The sequence below is a fragment of the Petrotoga mexicana DSM 14811 genome (genome assembly GCF_002895565.1).
Classification (GTDB): Bacteria; Thermotogota; Thermotogae; order Petrotogales; family Petrotogaceae; genus Petrotoga; species Petrotoga mexicana.
The window spans coordinates 89,399-110,611 of the sequence record NZ_AZRN01000004.1; the positions used below are offsets into that span (position 1 = coordinate 89,399).

Sequence of the window (21,213 nt, forward strand, 5' to 3'; positions counted from 1 at the left end):
TTTTAGAGGTGCTGCCATGAAAAATTATTCGTTAATATTTCTTGTAATTTTATTTTCCGCTATTTCTTTTGCTTTGAATATAAATATTCTCTCCCCACAAGAGGATGCCCAAAACGTGGACATAAGAACTTCTTTTAGATGGCAATCCATAGATGCGGAAGAAAAAGAGCTCAGATATAGAATATACATATCTGAAGATCCGGATATAGATGAAAAAGATTTGAAATTGGAAAATATTTTTTCAAACTTTTATACGGGAGACGTCTTAAAGCCTGAAACAACTTATTACTGGAAAGTAGAAGGAGTTGATCAGGATGGAAACGTGTACTCCAGCAAAACGGCTAAATTTACCACAAGAAGTTTACGTCCTGGAGATGCATATATTATCATATTTGAAGAATTTGATAAAATTCTTCCTTTAGATGATAACTTCCTTGGCATATCTAAAAACAAGGTTGAATTATTGAATGCCAATAAAGTCGTAGTTAAAACAGTTGATTTTGATCAAAATATTGAAGATGGATTTTTGACAAGTAAAGCTGCCTTTCTTGTTACGCAAAGTGAAACTTATATCTTCGATTATTCTTTAGAAAAAAGGGCACAATTAAACGTTAAGATTAAAGGTTTAGCAGGAGAAAATATCTTTTACAGTGACGATGAAATCTTTTCGATAACCGACGATTTCCAAATACAAAAACAAATCGATTTCAACAACATTCAAAAAGCCTTAGTAATAGACGGATATATCTATATTTTAACCCAGGATAAATTTGTTAAAATGAATAACAATTTTGACACCGTTGAAAGTTATTATATTAACGACAAAACTTTCGATTTCGACTATCTAGAAATTCAAAATATGATTTTATTCCCTATATTGACTAATAATAATATTACAATCTTAGACACCAATCTACAAAAGATATCACAACTCGACTTTCAAATAGAAACTCAAAGATATCAAAGAAAAATATATACATATTACGACAGAATAGTTCTATTATCCGGTTCAAAAAATCTTTACTTTTATGATTCTGAATTAAATTTGATCAGAACTTTCACATATGAAGAAAATTTCGATTATTTTGTTCCCGTTAACAAAGATAGATTCATATTGGTTGGAGAAAGTATTAAATCCTTCGATTTAGAAGGAAATTTAGTTTGGAATTATTCCACAATAAATAAATTCCAAATAATCGGTAAACCTTTAGTATATGACAAAGGTTTATTAGTAGGGGTAAAAGACTTTCTAAATCGATTTTTAATATTTTATGATGATTTCGATTCTCAATATTATTTCACAAGATATATTAAGGGAAAAATGCCTTTAACTCAAACGATGGAAGAAATAGTGACACCTCCATCAACAGTAACCATCCAAGCTACGCCAATTACACCCCAGGCTACGGAGATAACACCTGAACCTACTCAAATTACAATACCAGAGCAAGTAGAAGAAACCATTACCGTTCCTTCTACTCCTGTTGATATAACGGTTGAACCTACCCCATCAACGCCTCAGGCAACGGAGATAACGCCTGAACCTACTCAAATCACAATACCAGAACCAATAGAAGAAACTATTACGGTCCCTGCTACTCCTGTTGATATAACCGTTGAACCTACTCCGACAACCTCTGAAGCGACAGAACTAACTAAAATATTCCCTAAAAGTTTCGATGAATACATCTATGGAAGTTTGTACGATGGAGAAAACTTTTACCTTTATGGTTATGAAGGCAAAAATGACAATTGGGATGCAAAAACATGGAAAATAGATCCATATGGAAATATTTTAAACGAAACGTCGTTATATGCAAAAAATACAGACTTTTTTAGAGATGCTATTATTACCAAAGACTCTACCGATAACTCTAAAAACATAATCTACGTTGGTGATACACTCTCTTACGGCTTAAACGGGAACGCTTACATTGTTTCTATTAGCGAAGACGGTAGTGTTAATTATCAGATAGATTACGGAGATATTGGTAGAGACAGCGGTATAAGTATTACAAATATCGACGAAAATAGTTACGTAGTTACAGGAAATTTATTCATCAACAAAAAATTATCAGATATATTCGTTTCAAAATATCTAAACGATGGAACTAGAATCTGGACTAATAACTTTGGTGGCAACGATGTAGAGATTGCTTTGGATATAAAAAACTCTCAAGATCAAGGTTTCATGGTTTTTGGAGCCACAAGATCTTTTGGTGCGGGTGGTTTTGATATATACGTTTTAAAAATTGACTACTACGGAAACATGAAGTGGTCAAACGTATATGGTGATTCTAACGACAACATCCCCGTAGGGGTTATCAAAGACGGTAGAAAATACTACGTATTATTCGAAACTACTTCAACACCTATGAGTTACGGAATTTTAGAAGTAGATGAAGTAAACGGATTTGGAGATTCTTTTGAGTTTACAATAGAAGGATCGAATAAATTTCTAGGATTTACTACAATAGATGGAAGATATCTAGCATACGGTTATGGTATTGAAAATGGGAAAAAAGTCGGAATCATCTACAAAGTAAATTTTGAAGAAGAAACATTTGAAAAGTTAAACACGTACACTCTTGATTCTAATTTTGAAATAATCAGTATATCAAAGCCAGAAAATCAAAATTCTATCTATATTTTTGGAAATGCTACCATCAACGGGGTAAATAATATCGCCTTAATATTAGATATGTTATAATTTTTCCCTTGTTGTTGATTCAAAGGGGGTGATTAATATCAAAATATTAGACCCGGTTTTCAAGCCTCTCTTAATAAAACCATATCATCATTATAGAGAAAAGTTACTTAATTCTTTGATCAATAATAAAAGTAAAAATTACATTCTAATAAAAGCTCCTTCAGGATACGGTAAGAGCATTACTTTTAGTATGTATTTTGATAAATTGAATGCATCAAAAGTATGGATTAGTTGCCCACAGGATTACTTTGATTTTGACATCTTTCTCAATCATCTAATCTATACTTTATCCAAAACGATAAATCTGAAAATATTTAATGATGATTCAAAAAATAATATTTCTTTTTTTACGGAAGAAGAGAAGGTTGTTGAACTATTAAACGCCTTTTCAAGCTTTAAGGAAGAAATATTTATATTTGTTGATTCCTTCGAAAATGTTATTTTTGAAGGTAAAAACGAAAATCTTCTCAAGTTGTTATTAAACTTCATACCCCAAAACGTCCATTTTCTTTTTACTACTAACCAAGAGTTTCCCATCCCTTTAACAAAATTTGCTATGGCTAATAATGTTTACACTATTCAAGAAGAGGAACTGAAATTTTCTTTTGATGAACTTAAAAATTATATCAGCACAAAAAAAATTAACTTATCAGAAGAGAACTTGTTAGAGTTATACCAATTGACCGATGGGATACCCACCTTTATTAACATTTTAACCACATACATAGAGACAACAGACCTAAAAAAATATGATGAACTTATAGATTCAGCAAAAAAAATAGATGAATATATAAACTTATTAACTGAAGTCTTATCAGAAGATTTAAGAGAGTATTTAAAAGTTTTCAGTTTAATGAATGAAATAGAGCCAAAGATTTGTAAAGCATATTTCAACCTCAAAAACGATGAAAAAGTTCACGAGTCTTTTGAAAAGTTGTACGATTTAAACATGTTAGAAAAAAAGGATCCGCATTATTACTATATGAACGAAATATTCCGGCGAACAATCTCCAAAGGCATTGGAGAAAGAGAAAAAAGCGATATATGCCAGACACTCTTTAACATATATCAAAAAGAGCACGATTACTATGGACAATTTCATTGCTTACTGAATATGAAAGATTTAGAAAAAGCCTATGACTTCTTTTTCAACCATTCTGAGTTATTGATAAAAGATTTTTCAATCATCAAAAAATGGTTAGATTCAATACCTACCTCTTTTTTCACCAACAACATTGAATTGTACTATTATCGTGGTGTTATAGAAGAGAAATATTCCATGTTTGATGAAGCTCTTGCAGATTATAGACTTGTAAAAGATAATTTGGATAAAATTTCCGACAAAAGTATTCTTGAGAATATAGACACACAAATAATAGGAATCTACTGGCATCAAGAAAAATATGAAAAGGTCATCGAAATGGGAAATGAATTGCTGAAAAGTATACCAAATGAAAATTATCAGAGCTTAACGTCCTTGTACAATTTATTGGGTACCAGTTATTCTAACCTTTCAAAATTAAATGAAGGGAAAATGTATTTAAACAAGGCTATGGAATTATGTGAACGATTCAATTATATAGGAATGAAGCCGTGGCTTCTTAACAACCTTGCTTACAATATTTTTCTAATCGAAGGAAATCTAGAAAGTGCGGAAAATTTCTTTATTAAATCTTTAAAAAGCTTTGAGGACTTAAAAGACCTATATGGAAAAGCACTTTTAAATGCGAATCTTACCGATTTTTATATTGAAACACAAAAATATGACAAAGCTAAAGAGCATCTAAAAGCCTATGAAGACATCTACTTGGAAACTAAAAACATCGCTTACCTTCCCGTTTTAAAAATCTTGCAAGCCAAGCTAGAAGTAGAAAAAAATGAATTAAAATCTGCTAAAAAAAGTTTAATGGAAGCTGAAAATTACTACTCAAGATCAAAATTTCTTCAAGCAAATTATTACTTCGTCCAATCCCAGTATCTTTTAAAAAAAGGTGAACTTAAAGAATCTTTTTCAACAGTTGAAAAAGCAATCAAAATTGGCAAAACTATTTTCAACAAATACCAGATATTGAACTTTGAACTACAAAAAGTTCGATTATTGATACATTTAAAACAATTCGAAAAAGCCCTGTCATACATTGGAAAAATCATTCAGATAGCCAAAGAAGGGAAAGCAAAATTAATATTAACTCAGGCGTTACTCTTAAAATTATTTTTAAGTAAATCATTCAACTTGTCTTCTTATAATGAAGATTTAAAAACATTTAACGAGTTATTATCAGACAACAATTACCAGTTTATTCTACAAAAATATCCCGAAATAACGAGCTCAATTGAAGATCTCATAGAAGTTAATTCAGGTGTTAAAAGTCCTTCCTTAGATACTTCATTTAAATTGAGATTCGAAGACGCACAAGAAATCTCTTATCTTGAATCAAAAAAAGCTTTATACCCTAAAATCTATCTCTTTGGTGAATTTAGATTGGTATGTGGTGATAAGGTTTTGACTATGAGAAAGGTTAGAAATCAAAAAGCGTTAGAACTTTTTAAATTTTTAACCTTGAATTATGATCAATGGATTATTCAAGATGTCATAATTGAAAATTTCTGGCCAAATTTACCTTTTGAAAAAAGCCGTCAAAGCTTATATGTGGCGCTTCACGACATACGAAAGAGATTTCAAGAGTTTGGTTTGGTTGAGGAATACATACTTCAAAAAAATAAAAATTACAAATTCAATTCAAACAAAGTTTATTACTTGGATTATGAAGATTTTATTCTTCATTTTGAAGAAGGAAATAACTTGTTTAAAAACAAACAATACTTAAAAGCTAAAGAACATTATTTAAAGGCTAAAAAACTCTACTCCTATGGTCTTTTACCTTCCAATATTTACGACGATTGGGCAATCCCAAAGATAGAAGATGCTGAAAAATCTTATCTGTCAATACTAGCTATTTTGTATTCTTTAGAAAAGGAAAAAGACATTGAAATGGCAGAAAATTATTTAGACGAATACTTACGGATCGAACCTTTCGCCGACGAAATGAACATTGAATATATCAATCTTCTACTAAAAAAAGGTGAAAGAAAAAAGGCTTTGGATTATTACAAATATATCAACGAGTTGTACAAAAAAGAGTTAGGAACAGCTTTTAATTCAAAAGAAATAAGTTACTTCGTCAAAGAGTTCCAAATTTATTAATCCTCTCCAAAAAAGTTGTTTTAGATTTTTTTTAGATCTCTTTACTAAAATCTATTTAACAACTTTTTGTAAAAGGAGAGGATTTTAAATGAGAAAATTAAGTATGTTTTTTCTAATCTTGGCGATCGGTTTGCTCTTTGTAAGTTGCGCAACTTTACCAATCGATGGCAATGGAGATGATATAACCAATCAAGTAGTTATAAACACATTCATTGGCACCGTTAGAGAAAGCGTGGAGTTTTTAGCTTATCAAGATGGGAAAGATGGATCCTGGAAAAAATTAAGTTCAACTAACGGTGTGTACACTTTCACCCCTGAATCAGCTGATGGAAATTTTAGCATCTATGCTGTCAACAAATGGTATGATCCTGGGATTTGGACTGAGGAGATTCAATATGACATTCAAATAATGAATCTCAACACCACTGAAGGAAAAGAAGTACCAATAACCTTTTGGCAAGATACTTATGATTCAACATTAAATTTGAATTTTGGAAATGAGTTTATGGGAAAAAGTGCTGGCAACTTTTACGGTACTATACATGGATTTACAAGTTTTGTCTCGGAAGATGATTTAATATACCCATTAGAAGCAATTCCTGGCACCTATGATTTGGTAATTTTAGCAGGAGATCAAGAGGAAGATTTTTCAAAAATATATATAGAAAGAGATAGATCGATAACAGCTGGTACCGACAACGAAGACATTTCATTGTCTGAATTTACAGACTTCACAACATACATTGCTACAACCACAATAAACGATGCAAACGCATGGGGTGAATTGTTAGTGGGTGGAACAACCCTGGTGAATGCTTGGTTCGAAGGTGATTCTCAGCTAAAAATCCCTCAATCTCTTTCAAGCTCAGATGACTTATATGTTTTAAGTTTAAGTCATTATAATTCAGAAAACTCAGTTTATAGATTATTTACAAAATATACAGACCATCCGGATAATATTGAAACTTTGAATACGCTTCCTTCTAGTACCTGGGAAGAACCTGTCTTTTCAGAAAATACGCTCACATGGAATCAGTATGATCCCGAAATCGACAATCACGAATTGAGATTTTATAATACTTTTTTAGCAAAACCTGATTGGACGATAACTTGGGATATCGTATTATCCTCTGGTTGGTTGGGAAGTGCAAATTCATACGAATATGAAATACCCGATTTATCAGGTTTAGAAGGCTGGAACGCTTCATGGTATCCTGATAGTCAAGAGGTTGATTTATACCATGATTTTGAAGCAGTTTCAGGAACCGAAGATGATTTAACAAAATATTTAGACCCAATAGCAGGCATGGAAGAAAGTATAGTTAGTTATTAGCCCTCTTCTTTAAATAAGGTTAAAGTAAGAAAATAACCATTTACCCCCGAAAAGTGTTAAAATTGAATTGCTCGGGGGTATTTTTTTATTTATCAAAAAAGGAGTCATAAAATTGAAGAGATGTTCTATTTTTGAAAAATGTGGTGGATGTAGTAAATTGAATATAAGTTACGAAGAACAACTAAAAATAAAAGAGAACCGCCTTCTTTCGTTGTTTGATCAATACCAAATAAAGCCTAATAATTATCACGGTATTACGCCTTCTGTGGATATATATGGATACAGAAACAAAATGGAATACTCTTTTGGTAACGAATATAAAGATGGCCCTCTCGTTTTGGGGTTAAGAGGAAAAGGTAAGAAATTCGACGTCTATTACACAAAAGATTGTAAGTTAGTGGATGATGATTTCAATAATATCGTTTGGCAAACAAGAGAATTTTTCTTAAAAAAGAACATACCTTTTAGAAATTACAAAAATCACTCTGGTTTTCTTAGAAATTTGGGAATCAGAAAAGGATTAAAAACGGGGGAAATACTTTTAAACTTGGTCACTTCCTTAGATAATAATTACTATCAAGAAGTAGAAACCTGGAAAGAAGAAATGTTGAATACTAACTTAAAAGGAAATATCGTCTCCATAATTCAAAGTAAGACTGAATCTAAAGCCAACGTTGTCAAAGCAGATGAAATGGAAATATTATACGGCAGAGACTATTTTTACGAAAAAATTTTTGATTTAACTTTCAAAATTGGTCCTTTCTCTTTCTTTCAAACAAACACAAAAGGAGCAGAAGTTTTATACCAAACTGCGTTATCTTATGCAGAAAATTCAGATGTTGTATATGACTTTTATTCTGGAACGGGCACAATATCCTTATTGCTTGCAAATAAGGCTAAAAAAGTTTACGGGATAGAAATTGTAAAAGAAGCGGTAGAGGCAGCCAAGCAAAACGCCATATTAAATAATATAAACAACGTAGAATTCGTAAATGAGGATGTAAAAGATTTTGTTAAACGACAAAGCGGCACCGAAAAACCTGATTATATAATTGTGGACCCACCAAGGGCTGGATTACACCCAAATCTTATAAAATTTATAAAAACTCAGCAATTTAATAAAATTATCTATATCTCATGTAACCCTAAAACTCTAATACCCAATTTAAAAGAATTATCCGATCTCTACACAATCTCAGATTTTCATCTGGTAGATATGTTCCCACACACTGACCACGTTGAGTCAGTAGCATTGATGACGAAGTTGAATTAACTGACGACATATTAGAGAATGTTAGCTATGTATTTGGATAAAGAGGTTCTTCTGCTAATATTGTAGTAGTACAATAATAAGAAAATTAATTCGAAAAAGGAGAGTTCTATATATATGCTTATAGAAGACAACGCAATAGTATTGTTTCAAGGAGATAGCGTAACTGACGCAGGTCGAGATTATAACAATGATGCTGACCTTGGCTTGGGTTATCCTATGATAACGGCATCATGGTTATCAGCTGCACATCCTGCAAAAAACATTAGGTTTATAAACAAAGGAGTAAGCGGTAACAGGGTAAAAGATTTAAAAGAACGTTGGATGAGAGACTGCATAGCCTTAAAGCCTACTTGGGTATCCATACTCATCGGCATTAATGATTGCTGGCGACGTTATGACAGCGACGACCCAACGTCGGTGGAAAAGTTTGAGTCAGATTATCGTTATATTTTGCAAGAAGTGAAAACGCAACTAAACGCTAACCTGATAATATGTGAACCATTTGTTTTGCCTGTGACAAAAGAGCAAGCCAAATGGAGAGAAGACTTAGATCCCAAAATACATGCCGTACGTAAGCTAGCCAGGGAATTCAATGCCATATTTCTACCACTAGACGGTATATTTGCTCAGGCAGCAGCACAAAGGGAACCTAGCTTTTGGCTGCCTGATGGCGTACATCCATCACCCGCTGGGCATGCACTTATAGCTCAATCTTGGTTGCGGGCTGTGGAAGCGTTATAAAATTGATATTAAAATTCAGGGATTACTCAGCATTTTGCTCTTTCCTGAGTTTGACAGTTACTAAAACGTAAGAATTCTAAAACAGGCATGAATAACTGCAAAAAAGTGTTTTTTACTTTCTCTGTTTTTCAAAAGTATCACTACATCAAAAAAGAAATGTTTTATGATTTCAAAACCATTTTCTTACGTTTGGTGTACTGAAAAATCGTTTCTCAACTGTCTAACTCAAGAATATCAAACGGTGATCGGCATTTTGAACTTGGCTAATAGTTGGGTGATACTGCGATCCGGATTCTTCAGATCAACGAATTCAATATCAACCTCTACATGGTCGTTGGAAACATATTTGATATTTGTATTATTTACAGCATCGGAATAAGGATACAGCAAGACAATTCTCTTTGCTTTATATTTTTTTCCATAAGCGTACATTTGGTACATATCGGATTGTGAAATACCTATGTTTTGGGCATCGTCTGAAAGTAATTTCCACTTGGTATCAACAATGACTATGCGTCCTTCAAATTCCAACACAATGTCAGGACGAAGTGAAAAAGCACGGACAGGAGTATCAAATAAACTATATCTGACATCTTGTGTCCGTAAGATAACGCCGCTACCAATATGTCTGCGAAATTTTGCAGCAACAAAACTTTCGAACAACTTTTCCATAGGGAATAGAAGAGCAATTGCAACCTCATTTCCCGCAAATGCGGTGAAACTGTTTCCTTTCAATAAAACACGACACCACGAAAGAGCCTTGCTATAGTGAGACATACTACGATCAAGAAAACATTTTGAGAAGTCAGAATCAATATTTGTGGAATATTCTACACCATCAAAGAAAGTTAGTAACCTAGTGGCATTCTGTCGATTACGCGCATCATTCGTAGTATTTCGCAAAAATCGGAGAGTGGACTTGATTAGACGGTTCTCAGGTCTGTTAATATTGAAGTCTTCATAGCAAACAAAAAATCGTCCCTTGTCAACTAGATTGTTTTTAATATTCTGGGAAGCCAGTAGCTTCCCTTTAAAATACCGTTCATTTGCTTCAACTGGCGTGTAAGCAGCTTTCAACCCTTGCTTCGTTAGTATTGTAACTTCGTCAAGGAACATCTTTATAAATATTTCAAGAAGGTTCAAGCGGTCGGTTTGGAGGTTTGAAACATTTAAGTCCTTAAATGTCACGTCTTTTAAAGTTTTTAACATCTCAAGAAAAATCCGCTTTGTATCGCTCTTGGTAATGCCGTCCCCTAGGATTTTCGGAAGAATCTCTATGACTGTACCATCTGACATCTCAATCAGTCCAACGTAATTTTTAGCAGTTATAATTTTACCAACACTGTGTCGAGCAGAAAGAGATAGTAGTTGGACTGCATCAGTGTTGTTGGCAAGAATAAAGGCTTCAAGAGCATCAAATGTTTTTTTAGGCAACGCCTGATAATCGTAAGACTTTATACCACGCGTAAACCCACCATATTCCGTTACAGTATAGGTTTTAGTGTAGGAATTCATAGGCTTCAATCCCTGAAAAAGCTTCGCTGTTGATCACGTAATATTCCGGAAAATCAACATCTGTGTTTCCAAACAGCTTATTATCAGCTCTCTTTTTCACGATAAATCGGGGAGTATCATCAGTCTTCTGATTGTCACCCAACACAAGCTGAATTTTCTCATAATCGTCGTAGAAATACTCTTGTAATAAAGGAATTATTCTTTTTTTAAAAATCGCGGCAAGGGTTTCAATTGTCGGGTCTGTTTTGAGCGGCAACAAATAGGAATGCCCTATGGTGTGTTCACGATCGAGCAATACTATTATACGCTTGTTTATGATGTCAAGCATGTTTGAAATATCGATATTCTTAACCCGGACACCTTTAAGTATATCAGTATCAGGCTTCATTTCGACGAATTCAAACCGACGACGTAAAGCAGTGTCTATCATTGCAATAGAACGATCGGCTGTGTTCATTGTACCTATTATGAAGACGTTGTCTGGTACACCAAAATCCTGGCGAGAGTAAGGTAGTGTAGCACGTAGCTCTTCAAAAGCTCCGATACGCTTTGAAGGCTCGATGAGTGTAATCAATTCCCCAAAAATTTTTGAGATATTCCCTCGATTGATTTCATCAATAATAAAGACACGATTTGGAATTTTTACGTTCTGATCAAACAGTTTAGGGTTTACCTTCCTAAGTATTTGCACAGCGTCTGTTGCTGAAACTGATAACTTAGCTACAGATAAACCATTCAAGATTTTTCCAGCATTGAAATCAACGATATCTTCATTAATACCTTTTACAAGCCATTTCACCTTTCGCAACCTTTTGTACTCAGAATACTCATCATGCCATTCTGGCTCGCCAGTAATAACACCAATAGCGTCGATTGTTCTACTCGAATAGCAAGACATAACAATATCGCCAATTTGCATCTTGTTGTAAAAAGCATTGAGAATGGGGTTATCATCGTATTGCGTATAATCAGTAGCATCAGATGTGATTTCGCCGTAACCATCCCACCCGATACGAATATGACCATTCTCCATACATTCAGTTCGAATTTGATTGTCTCCAGCACCTTTAAGAGTAACCTTCCAAACTGTGGGGTTTTTACCAATGCCCAGATCAAAGCTTGTGTCATCCGCTCTTATAGGTGTTCCTGCTTTATTGCAAAATAATTTGAAAACCCCGTCTTGTATCACGTATTCAATCCCCCCTGTAGATTCCCCATTTTCATCCGAAGATACTACAGGCCGTATCCCCTCAATAAACTCCTCATAGCTGAACGACTGATGAAACGTAACAAAAGCTATTAGTCCGGCATCTTTATACTTTAAATAGCGTTTAAACACTTCTTGGTAATCTTCAGATTTCACTTCGGAGAGTGGCTTATCCTCGATAATAGCAACAGCATATTGTATGGTACTATAGGTTTTTCCCGTTCCTGGCGGTCCATAGAGAATTATATTTTTATTTTTTGCCCATATTCCATCCTTTGAGGTCGCCTCGCCCTGCATTGTGCGTTGATTATATGTTATCGACTCAGTTAATTCTGCCTGAGGATTTTTACTTTCCTCACTCCATGCATTATACGACAACTCCGGAAACGTTAGATTAGGCGAGTCTTCATTGATTTTATTCTTCAAGGTATTCAGAAATTCCACATAATCATCACCGCTACAATTCTCCTTTGGAACCGTTATTCCGTAATATTCAGAAATAAACTTTCGTGAATGGGTATCCAAAGGCATAAAGACATTGGGCCTAATCCAGAACAATCCTATCGTGATAGAAGCAAGACCGTTGCCCTTACTCGCAATAGCTTTTTCAAAAGCACTTTTAAACTCATCGGTGAATGTGTTTACTTCAGCGGATTTTATAGCCGAAACAAACAAATCCCACAATTCGTCTATTTCATCCCCAAAGAAAGATTTGATGTTGTTAAGAGTAGGGATTCCATTAAAATTCGTAGGCACAGGCAACGTTACTCTAAATGTGTTAGCAAAAACCTTAGCCAACTTTATGCGGTTTTCATTCGTTATCTTACGGTTCAAAACACCCACCACGGAAAACGGATCGATTCTATGATTACGGGGTCCCCACAATTCTTCACGTTCAAAGTGAAAATACTTCATTAGTGGTTGATGCGATGCAAGGTTTTTCATTAATTCGAATAATTCACTTCGCTTGTCGTTATATTCCAGTAGTTTATCGGCAAGTGCCTCGTAAAATGGTACCCATTCGTAAGCTTTATCCATAACTGTAACTCCCCCCTTATTTAGACTTAGCACTTTCAATAATTTTGAAAGCGCTTAAAATCGATGTTAAAGAATGCTAGACCATATAAAATATCTGTGAAAAAAGATTGGTTAGATCATAATTCGGGTCTTTGAGGGGGTAACCCCCCCTCAAACTCCCCGAAAACAAAAATCTCTTTTTTGAAAAGATCTTTGTTTGCACAACACTGCAAACAAATGATATCATATCCTTGACTCTTTTTGAAAGGAGACAAGGAAAAAATGGAGCCATTCGATATGGAACTAACCAGCTAACGCCCTAGAGGGGAGCCACAGTTGGCCCACAGCAGACTTTCATCGCTCGCACATGCCGGCGCACAAATTTATGCGTGCTGGCTTTAAAATGCCAGCCATTTTGTAATTGCCAAACTCAAGGAAAAACTTTAGCTCAAAAAACATGATTTTATTTGATGCAATTTGTGAACCAGCTACCGTCCTTTGGGAGGCAACGAACTTCTTATATTGCTGATTCAGAGAGTAATCTGATAGAGATTGGTTCGTTTAATCAATAGGTAACTTCCCTTTCGGTAATATACTTCATGCTAGAGTTAGGAAGGCATGTAAAGTACCCTCTGGTTTATGCATGCTTGAACCATTTTTTTGTATTATTTGCAATGTTTACTAGCATCAACATAACCGGCACCTCAGTTAAAACACCAACAATTGTAGCAAGGGCGGCAGGACTTAGTGTGCCAAAAAGAGAGATTGCAACAGCAACAGCAAGTTCAAAGAAATTTGACGCACCGATCATACTGGCTGGTGCCGCAATATCATGCGGCAGCTTTAATACCTTACTTGAAAAATAAGCAATGAAAAAAACAAGGAATGTCTGCATGATCAGGGGTATTGCAATCAAAATTATGTGTAAAGGATTATTGAGAATAACATCCCCCTGGAATGAAAAAATGATGACTAATGTCAAAAGAAGTCCAATGGTCGTGACATTTCCAAATTTCGGAATAAATTGGTTCTGAAGATATTCCAGGCCATGCTTGCGGGTAATATAGTTCCTAGTTATTACTCCACCTACAAGGGGAATGACAACGAACAAAATTACCGAGAGAATCAACGTATCCCATGGTATAGATATGCCTCCTACACCAAGGAGAAATCTTACGATCGGAGTGTAAGCTACAAGGATAATCAGGTCATTAGTTGCAACCTGCACTATTGTATACGCGGCATTTCCATTTGTCAGATAGCTCCATACGAACACCATTGCAGTACATGGAGCAGCTCCCAAAAGTATGGCACCAGCCAGATACTCCTTAGCTAGCTCCGCAGGGATAAGTGCTTTGAAAATCACAAAGAAAAACAGCCACGCAATTCCGAACATAGTGAAAGGCTTAATGAGCCAGTTTATCACCCATGTCACAAATAGCCCCTTTGGATTTTTGCCCACGTTTTTAATACTTTGAAAATCGACCTTCAGCATCATGGGATAGATCATGAGCCAGATTAGTATGGCAATCGGAATGGATACATTGGCATACTTGAAGCGTCCTAGAAACGCAGGAATTTCAGGGAGGAATCTACCGATCAGTACACCTACAATCATGCACAAGATAACCCACACCGTGAGATATTTTTCAAAAAAACTGATCCCTGCACTTTTGTTTTTTTCCATATAACCACCCTTCAAATACTGTTTGATTTTTGTAAAATCTATAGGACCTCTTCGACTACTAAGATCTTGGTATAAGAGATAACTCCTCCATCCAAACTGTGCCTGAACCTCTTTCAATAAAATAACGTAAATACTAAATAATTTTGATGTGTTTTTCTGTTTTAAAATTATTATTAGATGGCTGGGTTTTGCAGCAATTGTTTCCTTCTTTAACTGCTTTAGGGGTTGTCAACCTTTTGAGCAACGTAGCCGCATAGGCACTGCCCTTCTCACTAATTGTGTAGTATGTCCATTTTCCTTCCTTTCTGCTCTCAACAACACCTGATTCAACCAGAATCTTCATGTGGTAGGAAAGTCCCGACTGTCCCAAATTCAACTGTTCTTGCAAAACACAAGCGCATTTTTCACCGCTACGAAGTAGTTGAAGTATTCGCAGACGTGTTTCATCGCAAAACGCTTTAAATACTTTTGCTTGTTTCTCATAAACAGTTGCCAAGATATCACCTCATATCAAAATTATTTGATATGATACTATTATATACATCATATCAAATTTTGTCAATGTGTTTGAAAAAGTTTTCGGACAAAGCAAAGATCTATGGATACTTACTGGTCCAAAAGACATAAGCTACTAAAAATTGATTTGGATACCAATTGTTAACTGTAATTTTTATTATTTATGGTATGCTGATAGTAAGAGAAATCACAGGAAATGCGTGGGGCTGTATATTCATTTTCGTGTTTTTATGGAATGCGTTTTAACAATAGGCATTATTAGAATTTAGATTAAATCTCATCAAATCACTAAAACTGTATAATACAAGCAAAAAATAAAAACTTGGCTTAACTAATAATAGGAAGTTACTAGAATTTTTGAGACTATTCTCAGGTTTTTGCAAAATTATATTTTATAATAAAAATCGAAAAGGATGAGATGTAGTTGAATTTGTTGTTTTTTAAACTTAAAGAGGTACTATCCTCTGTTTTGCCAATTATAGTTACAGTAATTATTTTAAATTTTACTATCGCACCCCTTGATGTCTCTTTGATCATAAGGTTTTTTATTGGTGCCGTGTTGATTATCCTTGGTTTAGCTATTTTTTTATGTGGCGTTGATATTGGGATTAGTCCCATTGGTAACTCTTTCGGGTCAACTATAATAAAAACGAATAAACTATGGATAGTTGTCATTGCTATATTCATAGTTGGATTTTTCGTTTCAATTGCCGAACCATCTCTACGTATTCTTGCGAGTCAAGTTGATTTCGTTACATCTAGTGTAATTTCAAAGGAAAGTATTGTTGTTATAGCATCAATCGGTGTTGGAACTATGCTTTCTTTAGGTTTTGTAAGAATCCTCTATAACATTCCAATAAATAAAGTATTTACTATTTTATATTCGATTATTTTCATACTTGCCCTTTTTACATCCCGAGAATTTTTAGCAATATCTTTTGACGCTTCCGGATCAACAACAGGAGCAATGACGATTCCTTTTATCTTAGCTCTCGCCCATAGTGTTTCCGCAATGAAAAGCGATAGCAAAGCCTCTGAAGAAGATAGTTTTGGTTTAGTTGGAATTGCATCCACAGGTGCTATCATGACCGTTATGATTATGAGTATAATTTCAAAAACCGATGCAAGTACAGTCAGCCTTGAATACAATGATCCAATATTTACCTCAATTTTTAGCCCTTTTATTCAACAAATAGCTCCGACAACCATAGAAGTTATTCTGGCTCTGCTCCCTATCGTGATAATTTTTCTTGTTTTTCAAATATTTTCTTTCAAATTATCAAGGAAAACCATTAGAAAAATTGTCATGGGGCTGGTATTTGCATTTATAGGATTTGTTTTGTTTTTAGTAGGAGTTAATGGAGGTTTTATGGAAATGGGTGTTGCCATCGGTTACGGTGTGGCAACCTTAGAAAATAAAGTTTATCTTGTTATTGTTGGTTTCTTTTTGGGATTTGCTACGGTACTCGCAGAGCCATCTGTTTATGTGCTAATACATCAAATAGAAGATGTTACAAGCGGGTATATTAAAAGAAAAGTAGTATTAATCCCACTTGCTATAGCCGTTGGTACCGCAACTGCATTATCTATGGTAAGAATACTTGTCCCAGGTATACAATTGTGGCATTATCTCCTGCCAGGCTATGTGATTTCGTTGGTGATGAGCTATTTTGTTCCGAAGCTCTTTGTTGGAATTGCCTTTGATTCAGGAGGCGTCGCAGCAGGTCCAATGACGATCACCTTTATATTAGCTTTTACTCGAGGCGCTGCTGAAGCTGCTGAAGGAGCAAATGTATTAGTAGATGGATTTGGAATGATTGCAATGGTTGCATTGGCACCATTAATTGCTTTACAAATATTAGGCTTCATTTTTAAGGTAAAATCAAAAAACGGAGGAATTGAATATAGTGATGAGTAGTTTTAAAATGATTGACGTTGAACAAATCTGCATAATTATAAATTTCGGATTGGGAAGCAAACTGTTGCAAATAGCTAAGAATTATGGCATTTCCAATGGAACGGTTCTGCTTGGAAAAGGAACTGTAAACAATCGAATTTTAGATTTTTTAGGTCTATCCGATATAAGAAAAGAAATTGTATTAATGGTTGCCAACAAAAAGACGGCAGATCAGGTCCTTGAAAAATTACATGACGAAATTAATTTTGAAAAACCCGGCCATGGTATAGCATTTACCACTTCTGTTCGCTTGTTAGTAGGAATCGGAGGTTATAAAAGTGATAATTTAAAAGAAAGAAGAGGTGTAGATGATAATATGTATGATGCGATAACTGTAATTGTGGATATGGGTAAGGCAGAGTATGTGATTGATGCGGCAACAAAGGCGGGATCTAAAGGTGGGACTATAATTAAGGGACGAGGATCAGGAATTCATGAAACCAGTAAGCTGTTTTCTATGAATATTGAGCCTGAAAAAGAAATTGTACTGATTCTTTCAGAAAAAGATAAGACTGAGGCTATTGTATCTTCAATAAGGAAAGAACTAAAAATAGATGAGCCTGGAAAAGGCATTCTCTACATTCAAAATGTAAATAAAGCATATGGTTTATATAAGTAATTCACTGAGTGTTTTCATGGTTTCTTTGCACTAACTTACAATTCCTTAGTACCAAAAAAAGTTAAACAATATATTTTTATAGCTATAATATAATTTCAACTAAGATGCAGTAATTAATTTTCAAGGTGTAAATCTAATCAATCAACAAAAATATTTATACTATAATTCGAACTTAATCAAATTTTAAATCAACGGAGAGATTTTAATATGTATTCTATCTTACTAGTGATTATCTATATTTCATTCATCAGTCTCGGATTGCCAGATGCTCTTTTAGGGTCAGCCTGGCCAAGCATGTATGAAACATTAAACGTACCTGTATCGTATGCAGGAATTTTATCAATGATTATCTCTGGAGGAACTATTGTTTCAACTTTGTTCAGCGGTAAGTTTATTCATAAACTTGGTACTGGGAAACTAACCGCCATAAGCGTTGGAATGACTGCTATAGCATTGTTTGGTTTTTCTATATCAACTTCTTTTTGGCATTTGTGTTTGTGGGGGATACCTTACGGTTTAGGTGCAGGAAGTGTTGATGCAGCACTTAACAATTTTGTCGCCCTGCATTACAAAGCTAGACATATGAACTGGTTACATTGCTTTTGGGGAGTTGGAGCCACAATTGGACCATATATTATGGGAATATTGTTGACTAAGGGTTTTAAATGGAATTCAGGATATTTTACTATTTCGTTAATTCAAATTGTTCTAACCTCAGTACTGTTTTTTACTTTGCCGCTGTGGAAAGAGAAGAAAACAGATAACAAAGTCAAAGAAGAAAAATATAAAAATTATTCTTTAAAAGAGGTTGTTACTTTACCCGGGGCAATGTCTATTATGATCGCTTTTTTCTCTTATTGTGCTTTAGAGGCAACCACTGGTTTGTGGGCGGCAAGTTATTTAGTTCTAAATAGAGGTATAGCTGCTGAAACAGCGGCCAAATGGGCTGCTTCATTTTATTTCGGAATTACAATAGGAAGGTTTATATCTGGATTTATAACTTTCAAAATGAATAATAAAAATATGATACGTTTGGGGCAAGGGATCATCATTCTAGGGTTGTTACTATTGATTCTTCCTTTTAGCAATTATACGGCATTTATAGGCCTTATTCTCATGGGTTTAGGTTGTGCACCGATATATCCAAGTTTGATACATTCAACACCAACTAATTTTGGCAAGGATGTTTCACATTCAATTATAGGAGTACAGATGGCTTCTGCATATCTTGGAATAACTCTTATGCCACCTTTGTTCGGATTTTTGCAAGAATATTTCGATATAAGGTTATACCCCATATATTTAACCATATTAACCTTTCTTATGATATTCATGGCCGAAAAGGCAAATAGTTTATTTTTGAGAAAACCTGCGATCAATAGTAACCCCTGATTTATTTAATATCTTTTGAATAAATCAGTAACTCATCGCGTTTGTACCACCCTGTTTTTTCCCAAAATGTCTTGCCAATTTTGTTTTCACAATAAACAAATAAATGACATTTTATAATACTTTTTTCTTTTAAACTGTTTAAAACCAAGTTCACCAATTTTTCCCCTATACCATTTCTTCTATACTTTTTATCAACCGCAAGATGGTAGAGATATCCTCTTCTTCCATCTTCGCCACATAGGATTGTACCAATAATTTTTCCATCATCTTCACATATATAATTTAAACCTGGGTTTTTCTTCAAAAATCTTTCAATATTTTCTTTTGTATCAGAGTTGCTTAAACCCATGCCTTCTGTTGTTCCCCATAATCTATACATCTGATCATAATCTTCTATTTTTGCTTCTCTGAATTTTATTGCCATTTTTCTTCTTCACCTAAAGAATTGATCAATTGGGTATGTAAGTTATACATATCCCGATAGTTTTGGATCATTTTTACAAAAAAATTATAATAACCTTCATATGTTTTAACTGAAGAGGTTTGGGGTTCAAAGCTCTTTCCCAACTTTATCATAACTTCCCCAGCTTGCTCAATATCCTTGTAAACTCCCAATTGTGAAAAAGCTACCATCGATTCACCTATCAATGTTGCATTTTCAGTCTTAGATTTGGTTACAGGGATGTTGAATATATCAGCTAAAATTTGAATCCACACATCGCTTTTGCTGCCTGAACCACCCACTGTCAATCTTTTTAAATTGACGTTATTTTCTTCTAAGGCTGTTTTTATCATATTCAGTCCATAGCCTACACCTTCATATATAGATCTTGCCATGTGACTTAAGTTGTGAAAAGTTTTTAATCCAAAAAAACTGCCCGTAGATAAACTGCCTATCCTTGGGTCTCTTTCTCCTGTTAGAAATGGAAAGCAAATAAGGCCTTCGGAACCCGCTTTAACTTTCGAAGCCTCCTCGTTTATTTGATCATAACTCATTCCGTTAGATATATTATTTCTAAACCATTCCAAAACTACACCTGCGTTGTTCACCGCTCCTCCTATAGCCCACATACCAGGTAATAGAGCATAGGTTTGAAGCCTGTACTGCCCTGTTTTATCAAGTAATGGCTCATTATACGCGCTTCTAAACATTGCAGTGGTACCTAAATTACATACAGCGCTTTTTTTATAACCCCCCATTCCTAAAATCATCGCGCCACCATCATAGACTCCCAACATAATAGGAACTTCTTTTTCAAGGCCCATTTCTTTTGCTATTTCTTTTTTTACAGTATCCACTATTACATTCCCAGGAACAAGATCAGGCAATTGGTCTTTATCAATTCCCAATCTTTTTATTAGTTCTTCATCCCATTTTTGCGTTTTTATATCCAAAAGTTGTGTAACAGAAGCTAAACTTGGTTCTGTGTAACACTTACCTGTTAATTTGAATGTGAAGAAGCTTTTGATGTCCAAGAATTTATAGGTTTTGGCAAAAATTTCTGGCTTTTCTTTTTTCAGCCACAATATTCTGGCTATTGTATAATTAAAAGCAGGTGGGCAACCAGTCTTTTGGTATATTTCTTCAAAGGAAAATCTTTCTTCAACTTCATTCATTATGTTCTGTGATCTTGTGTCTAAGAGTGTTACCATATTCATCAAAGGATTTCCTTTTTTATCTATCGGTAGAAAACCGAATTGGTACCCAGAAAAAATTAATAATGAAATATCACCTTCGAAGTTTGTGATTATCTTCTTTGATATATCCAAAAAGTTTGCCCACAATTCTTGAGGATCGTGTTCTGCTGCCCCTTCCGCGGACTGAATTAAATTTATCTTTTTGACTTCTTGAGAGATAATGTCACCTTTTTCGTTTACAATTGCTACTTTCATGTTTGTCGTTCCTACATCGAGGACTAAAACATATTTCATAACCGAAAACCCCTTTTGTTGTTTTATTTTTTCTTTAGAATCCACAAATTTTTGGAAGATTTCTATTGTTGTAAGTTATATTTAATCAGGTTTAGCGCCCCTTCGCCCC

General features: G+C 34.4%; 14 protein-coding genes. 8 read left to right on the top strand and 6 right to left on the bottom strand.

All coding sequences use genetic code 11. The annotated features are described in order from the left end of the window. The first annotated feature begins 16 nt into the window (after positions 1-16). The 5 genes from X927_RS01350 (at position 17) to X927_RS01370 (ending at position 9,262) form a co-directional block, all read left to right on the top strand. Positions 17-2,710 (top strand): hypothetical protein, encoded by a 2,694-nt coding sequence (locus X927_RS01350; protein ID WP_103076324.1) that lies wholly within the window; start codon positions 17-19, stop codon positions 2,708-2,710. Between the two features lie 28 nt (positions 2,711-2,738). Beyond that, on the top strand, positions 2,739-5,915 hold the full coding sequence (locus tag X927_RS01355) for a hypothetical protein (protein WP_103076325.1): 3,177 nt from the start codon (positions 2,739-2,741) through the stop codon (positions 5,913-5,915). Positions 5,916-6,003: 88 nt separating this feature from the next. Then, positions 6,004-7,248 carry a hypothetical protein gene (locus tag X927_RS01360; RefSeq protein ID WP_103076326.1) on the top strand — a complete coding sequence of 415 codons (1,245 nt, stop codon included), beginning with the start codon at positions 6,004-6,006 and terminating at the stop codon, positions 7,246-7,248. A gap of 112 nt (positions 7,249-7,360) precedes the next feature. Next, positions 7,361-8,521: a 23S rRNA (uracil(1939)-C(5))-methyltransferase RlmD gene (gene rlmD / locus X927_RS01365; protein WP_103076327.1), complete on the top strand. Its 1,161-nt coding sequence runs from the start codon at positions 7,361-7,363 to the stop codon at positions 8,519-8,521. A gap of 114 nt (positions 8,522-8,635) precedes the next feature. Continuing rightward, a complete protein-coding gene (locus X927_RS01370; RefSeq protein ID WP_103076328.1) occupies positions 8,636-9,262 on the top strand; it encodes an SGNH/GDSL hydrolase family protein in 627 nt (208 codons plus the stop codon). Between the two features lie 234 nt (positions 9,263-9,496). On the opposite strand, the gene X927_RS01375 is transcribed toward X927_RS01370, so the two are convergent. From X927_RS01375 to X927_RS01390, 4 genes are all read right to left on the bottom strand, one after another. Further along, on the bottom strand, positions 9,497-10,777 hold the full coding sequence (locus X927_RS01375) for an McrC family protein (RefSeq protein WP_103076329.1): 1,281 nt from the start codon (positions 10,775-10,777) through the stop codon (positions 9,497-9,499). Beyond that, on the bottom strand, positions 10,761-13,022 hold the full coding sequence (locus X927_RS01380; RefSeq protein WP_103076330.1) for an AAA family ATPase: 2,262 nt from the start codon (positions 13,020-13,022) through the stop codon (positions 10,761-10,763). The genes X927_RS01375 and X927_RS01380 overlap by 17 nt, the downstream gene beginning before the upstream one ends. Before the next feature lie 616 nt (positions 13,023-13,638). Continuing rightward, the gene (gene arsB, locus X927_RS01385) at positions 13,639-14,688 is read right to left on the bottom strand and encodes an ACR3 family arsenite efflux transporter (protein ID WP_103076331.1); all 1,050 of its coding nucleotides are present in this window, start codon (positions 14,686-14,688) and stop codon (positions 13,639-13,641) included. Between the two features lie 133 nt (positions 14,689-14,821). After that, a complete protein-coding gene (locus X927_RS01390) occupies positions 14,822-15,184 on the bottom strand; it encodes an ArsR/SmtB family transcription factor (RefSeq protein WP_103076332.1) in 363 nt (120 codons plus the stop codon). 444 nt (positions 15,185-15,628) lie between these two features. On the opposite strand from X927_RS01390, the gene X927_RS01395 reads away from it, so the two are divergent. The 3 genes from X927_RS01395 (at position 15,629) to X927_RS01405 (ending at position 19,172) form a co-directional block, all read left to right on the top strand. Continuing rightward, the gene (locus X927_RS01395) at positions 15,629-17,122 is read left to right on the top strand and encodes a DUF1538 domain-containing protein (protein ID WP_103076333.1); all 1,494 of its coding nucleotides are present in this window, start codon (positions 15,629-15,631) and stop codon (positions 17,120-17,122) included. Then, positions 17,115-17,780 carry a P-II family nitrogen regulator gene (locus X927_RS01400; RefSeq protein WP_103076334.1) on the top strand — a complete coding sequence of 222 codons (666 nt, stop codon included), beginning with the start codon at positions 17,115-17,117 and terminating at the stop codon, positions 17,778-17,780. Before X927_RS01395 ends, X927_RS01400 begins: the two co-directional genes overlap by 8 nt. 207 nt (positions 17,781-17,987) lie before the next feature. Further along, positions 17,988-19,172, top strand: a complete 1,185-nt coding sequence (locus X927_RS01405; RefSeq protein ID WP_103076335.1) for an MFS transporter — start codon at positions 17,988-17,990, stop codon at positions 19,170-19,172. Position 19,173: 1 nt separating this feature from the next. On the opposite strand, the gene X927_RS01410 is transcribed toward X927_RS01405, so the two are convergent. Then, positions 19,174-19,596: a GNAT family N-acetyltransferase gene (locus X927_RS01410; protein ID WP_103076336.1), complete on the bottom strand. Its 423-nt coding sequence runs from the start codon at positions 19,594-19,596 to the stop codon at positions 19,174-19,176. Beyond that, on the bottom strand, positions 19,587-21,104 hold the full coding sequence (locus tag X927_RS01415; RefSeq protein WP_103076337.1) for a gluconokinase: 1,518 nt from the start codon (positions 21,102-21,104) through the stop codon (positions 19,587-19,589). The genes X927_RS01410 and X927_RS01415 overlap by 10 nt, the downstream gene beginning before the upstream one ends. Between the last annotated feature and the right edge of the window lie 109 nt (positions 21,105-21,213).

Bases quoted from the DNA above. Each gene is read 5' to 3' on its own strand.
- X927_RS01370 (WP_103076328.1), top strand. From the start codon at position 8,636: ATGCTTATAGAAGACAACGCAATAGTATTGTTTCAAGGAGATAGCGTA.
- X927_RS01415 (WP_103076337.1), bottom strand. From the start codon at position 21,104: ATGAAATATGTTTTAGTCCTCGATGTAGGAACGACAAACATGAAAGTA.
- X927_RS01375 (WP_103076329.1), bottom strand. From the start codon at position 10,777: ATGAATTCCTACACTAAAACCTATACTGTAACGGAATATGGTGGGTTT.
- X927_RS01400 (WP_103076334.1), top strand. From the start codon at position 17,115: ATGAGTAGTTTTAAAATGATTGACGTTGAACAAATCTGCATAATTATA.
- X927_RS01380 (WP_103076330.1), bottom strand. From the start codon at position 13,022: ATGGATAAAGCTTACGAATGGGTACCATTTTACGAGGCACTTGCCGAT.
- X927_RS01360 (WP_103076326.1), top strand. From the start codon at position 6,004: ATGAGAAAATTAAGTATGTTTTTTCTAATCTTGGCGATCGGTTTGCTC.
- X927_RS01405 (WP_103076335.1), top strand. From the start codon at position 17,988: ATGTATTCTATCTTACTAGTGATTATCTATATTTCATTCATCAGTCTC.
- X927_RS01410 (WP_103076336.1), bottom strand. From the start codon at position 19,596: ATGGCAATAAAATTCAGAGAAGCAAAAATAGAAGATTATGATCAGATG.
- X927_RS01350 (WP_103076324.1), top strand. From the start codon at position 17: ATGAAAAATTATTCGTTAATATTTCTTGTAATTTTATTTTCCGCTATT.
- arsB (WP_103076331.1), bottom strand. From the start codon at position 14,688: ATGGAAAAAAACAAAAGTGCAGGGATCAGTTTTTTTGAAAAATATCTC.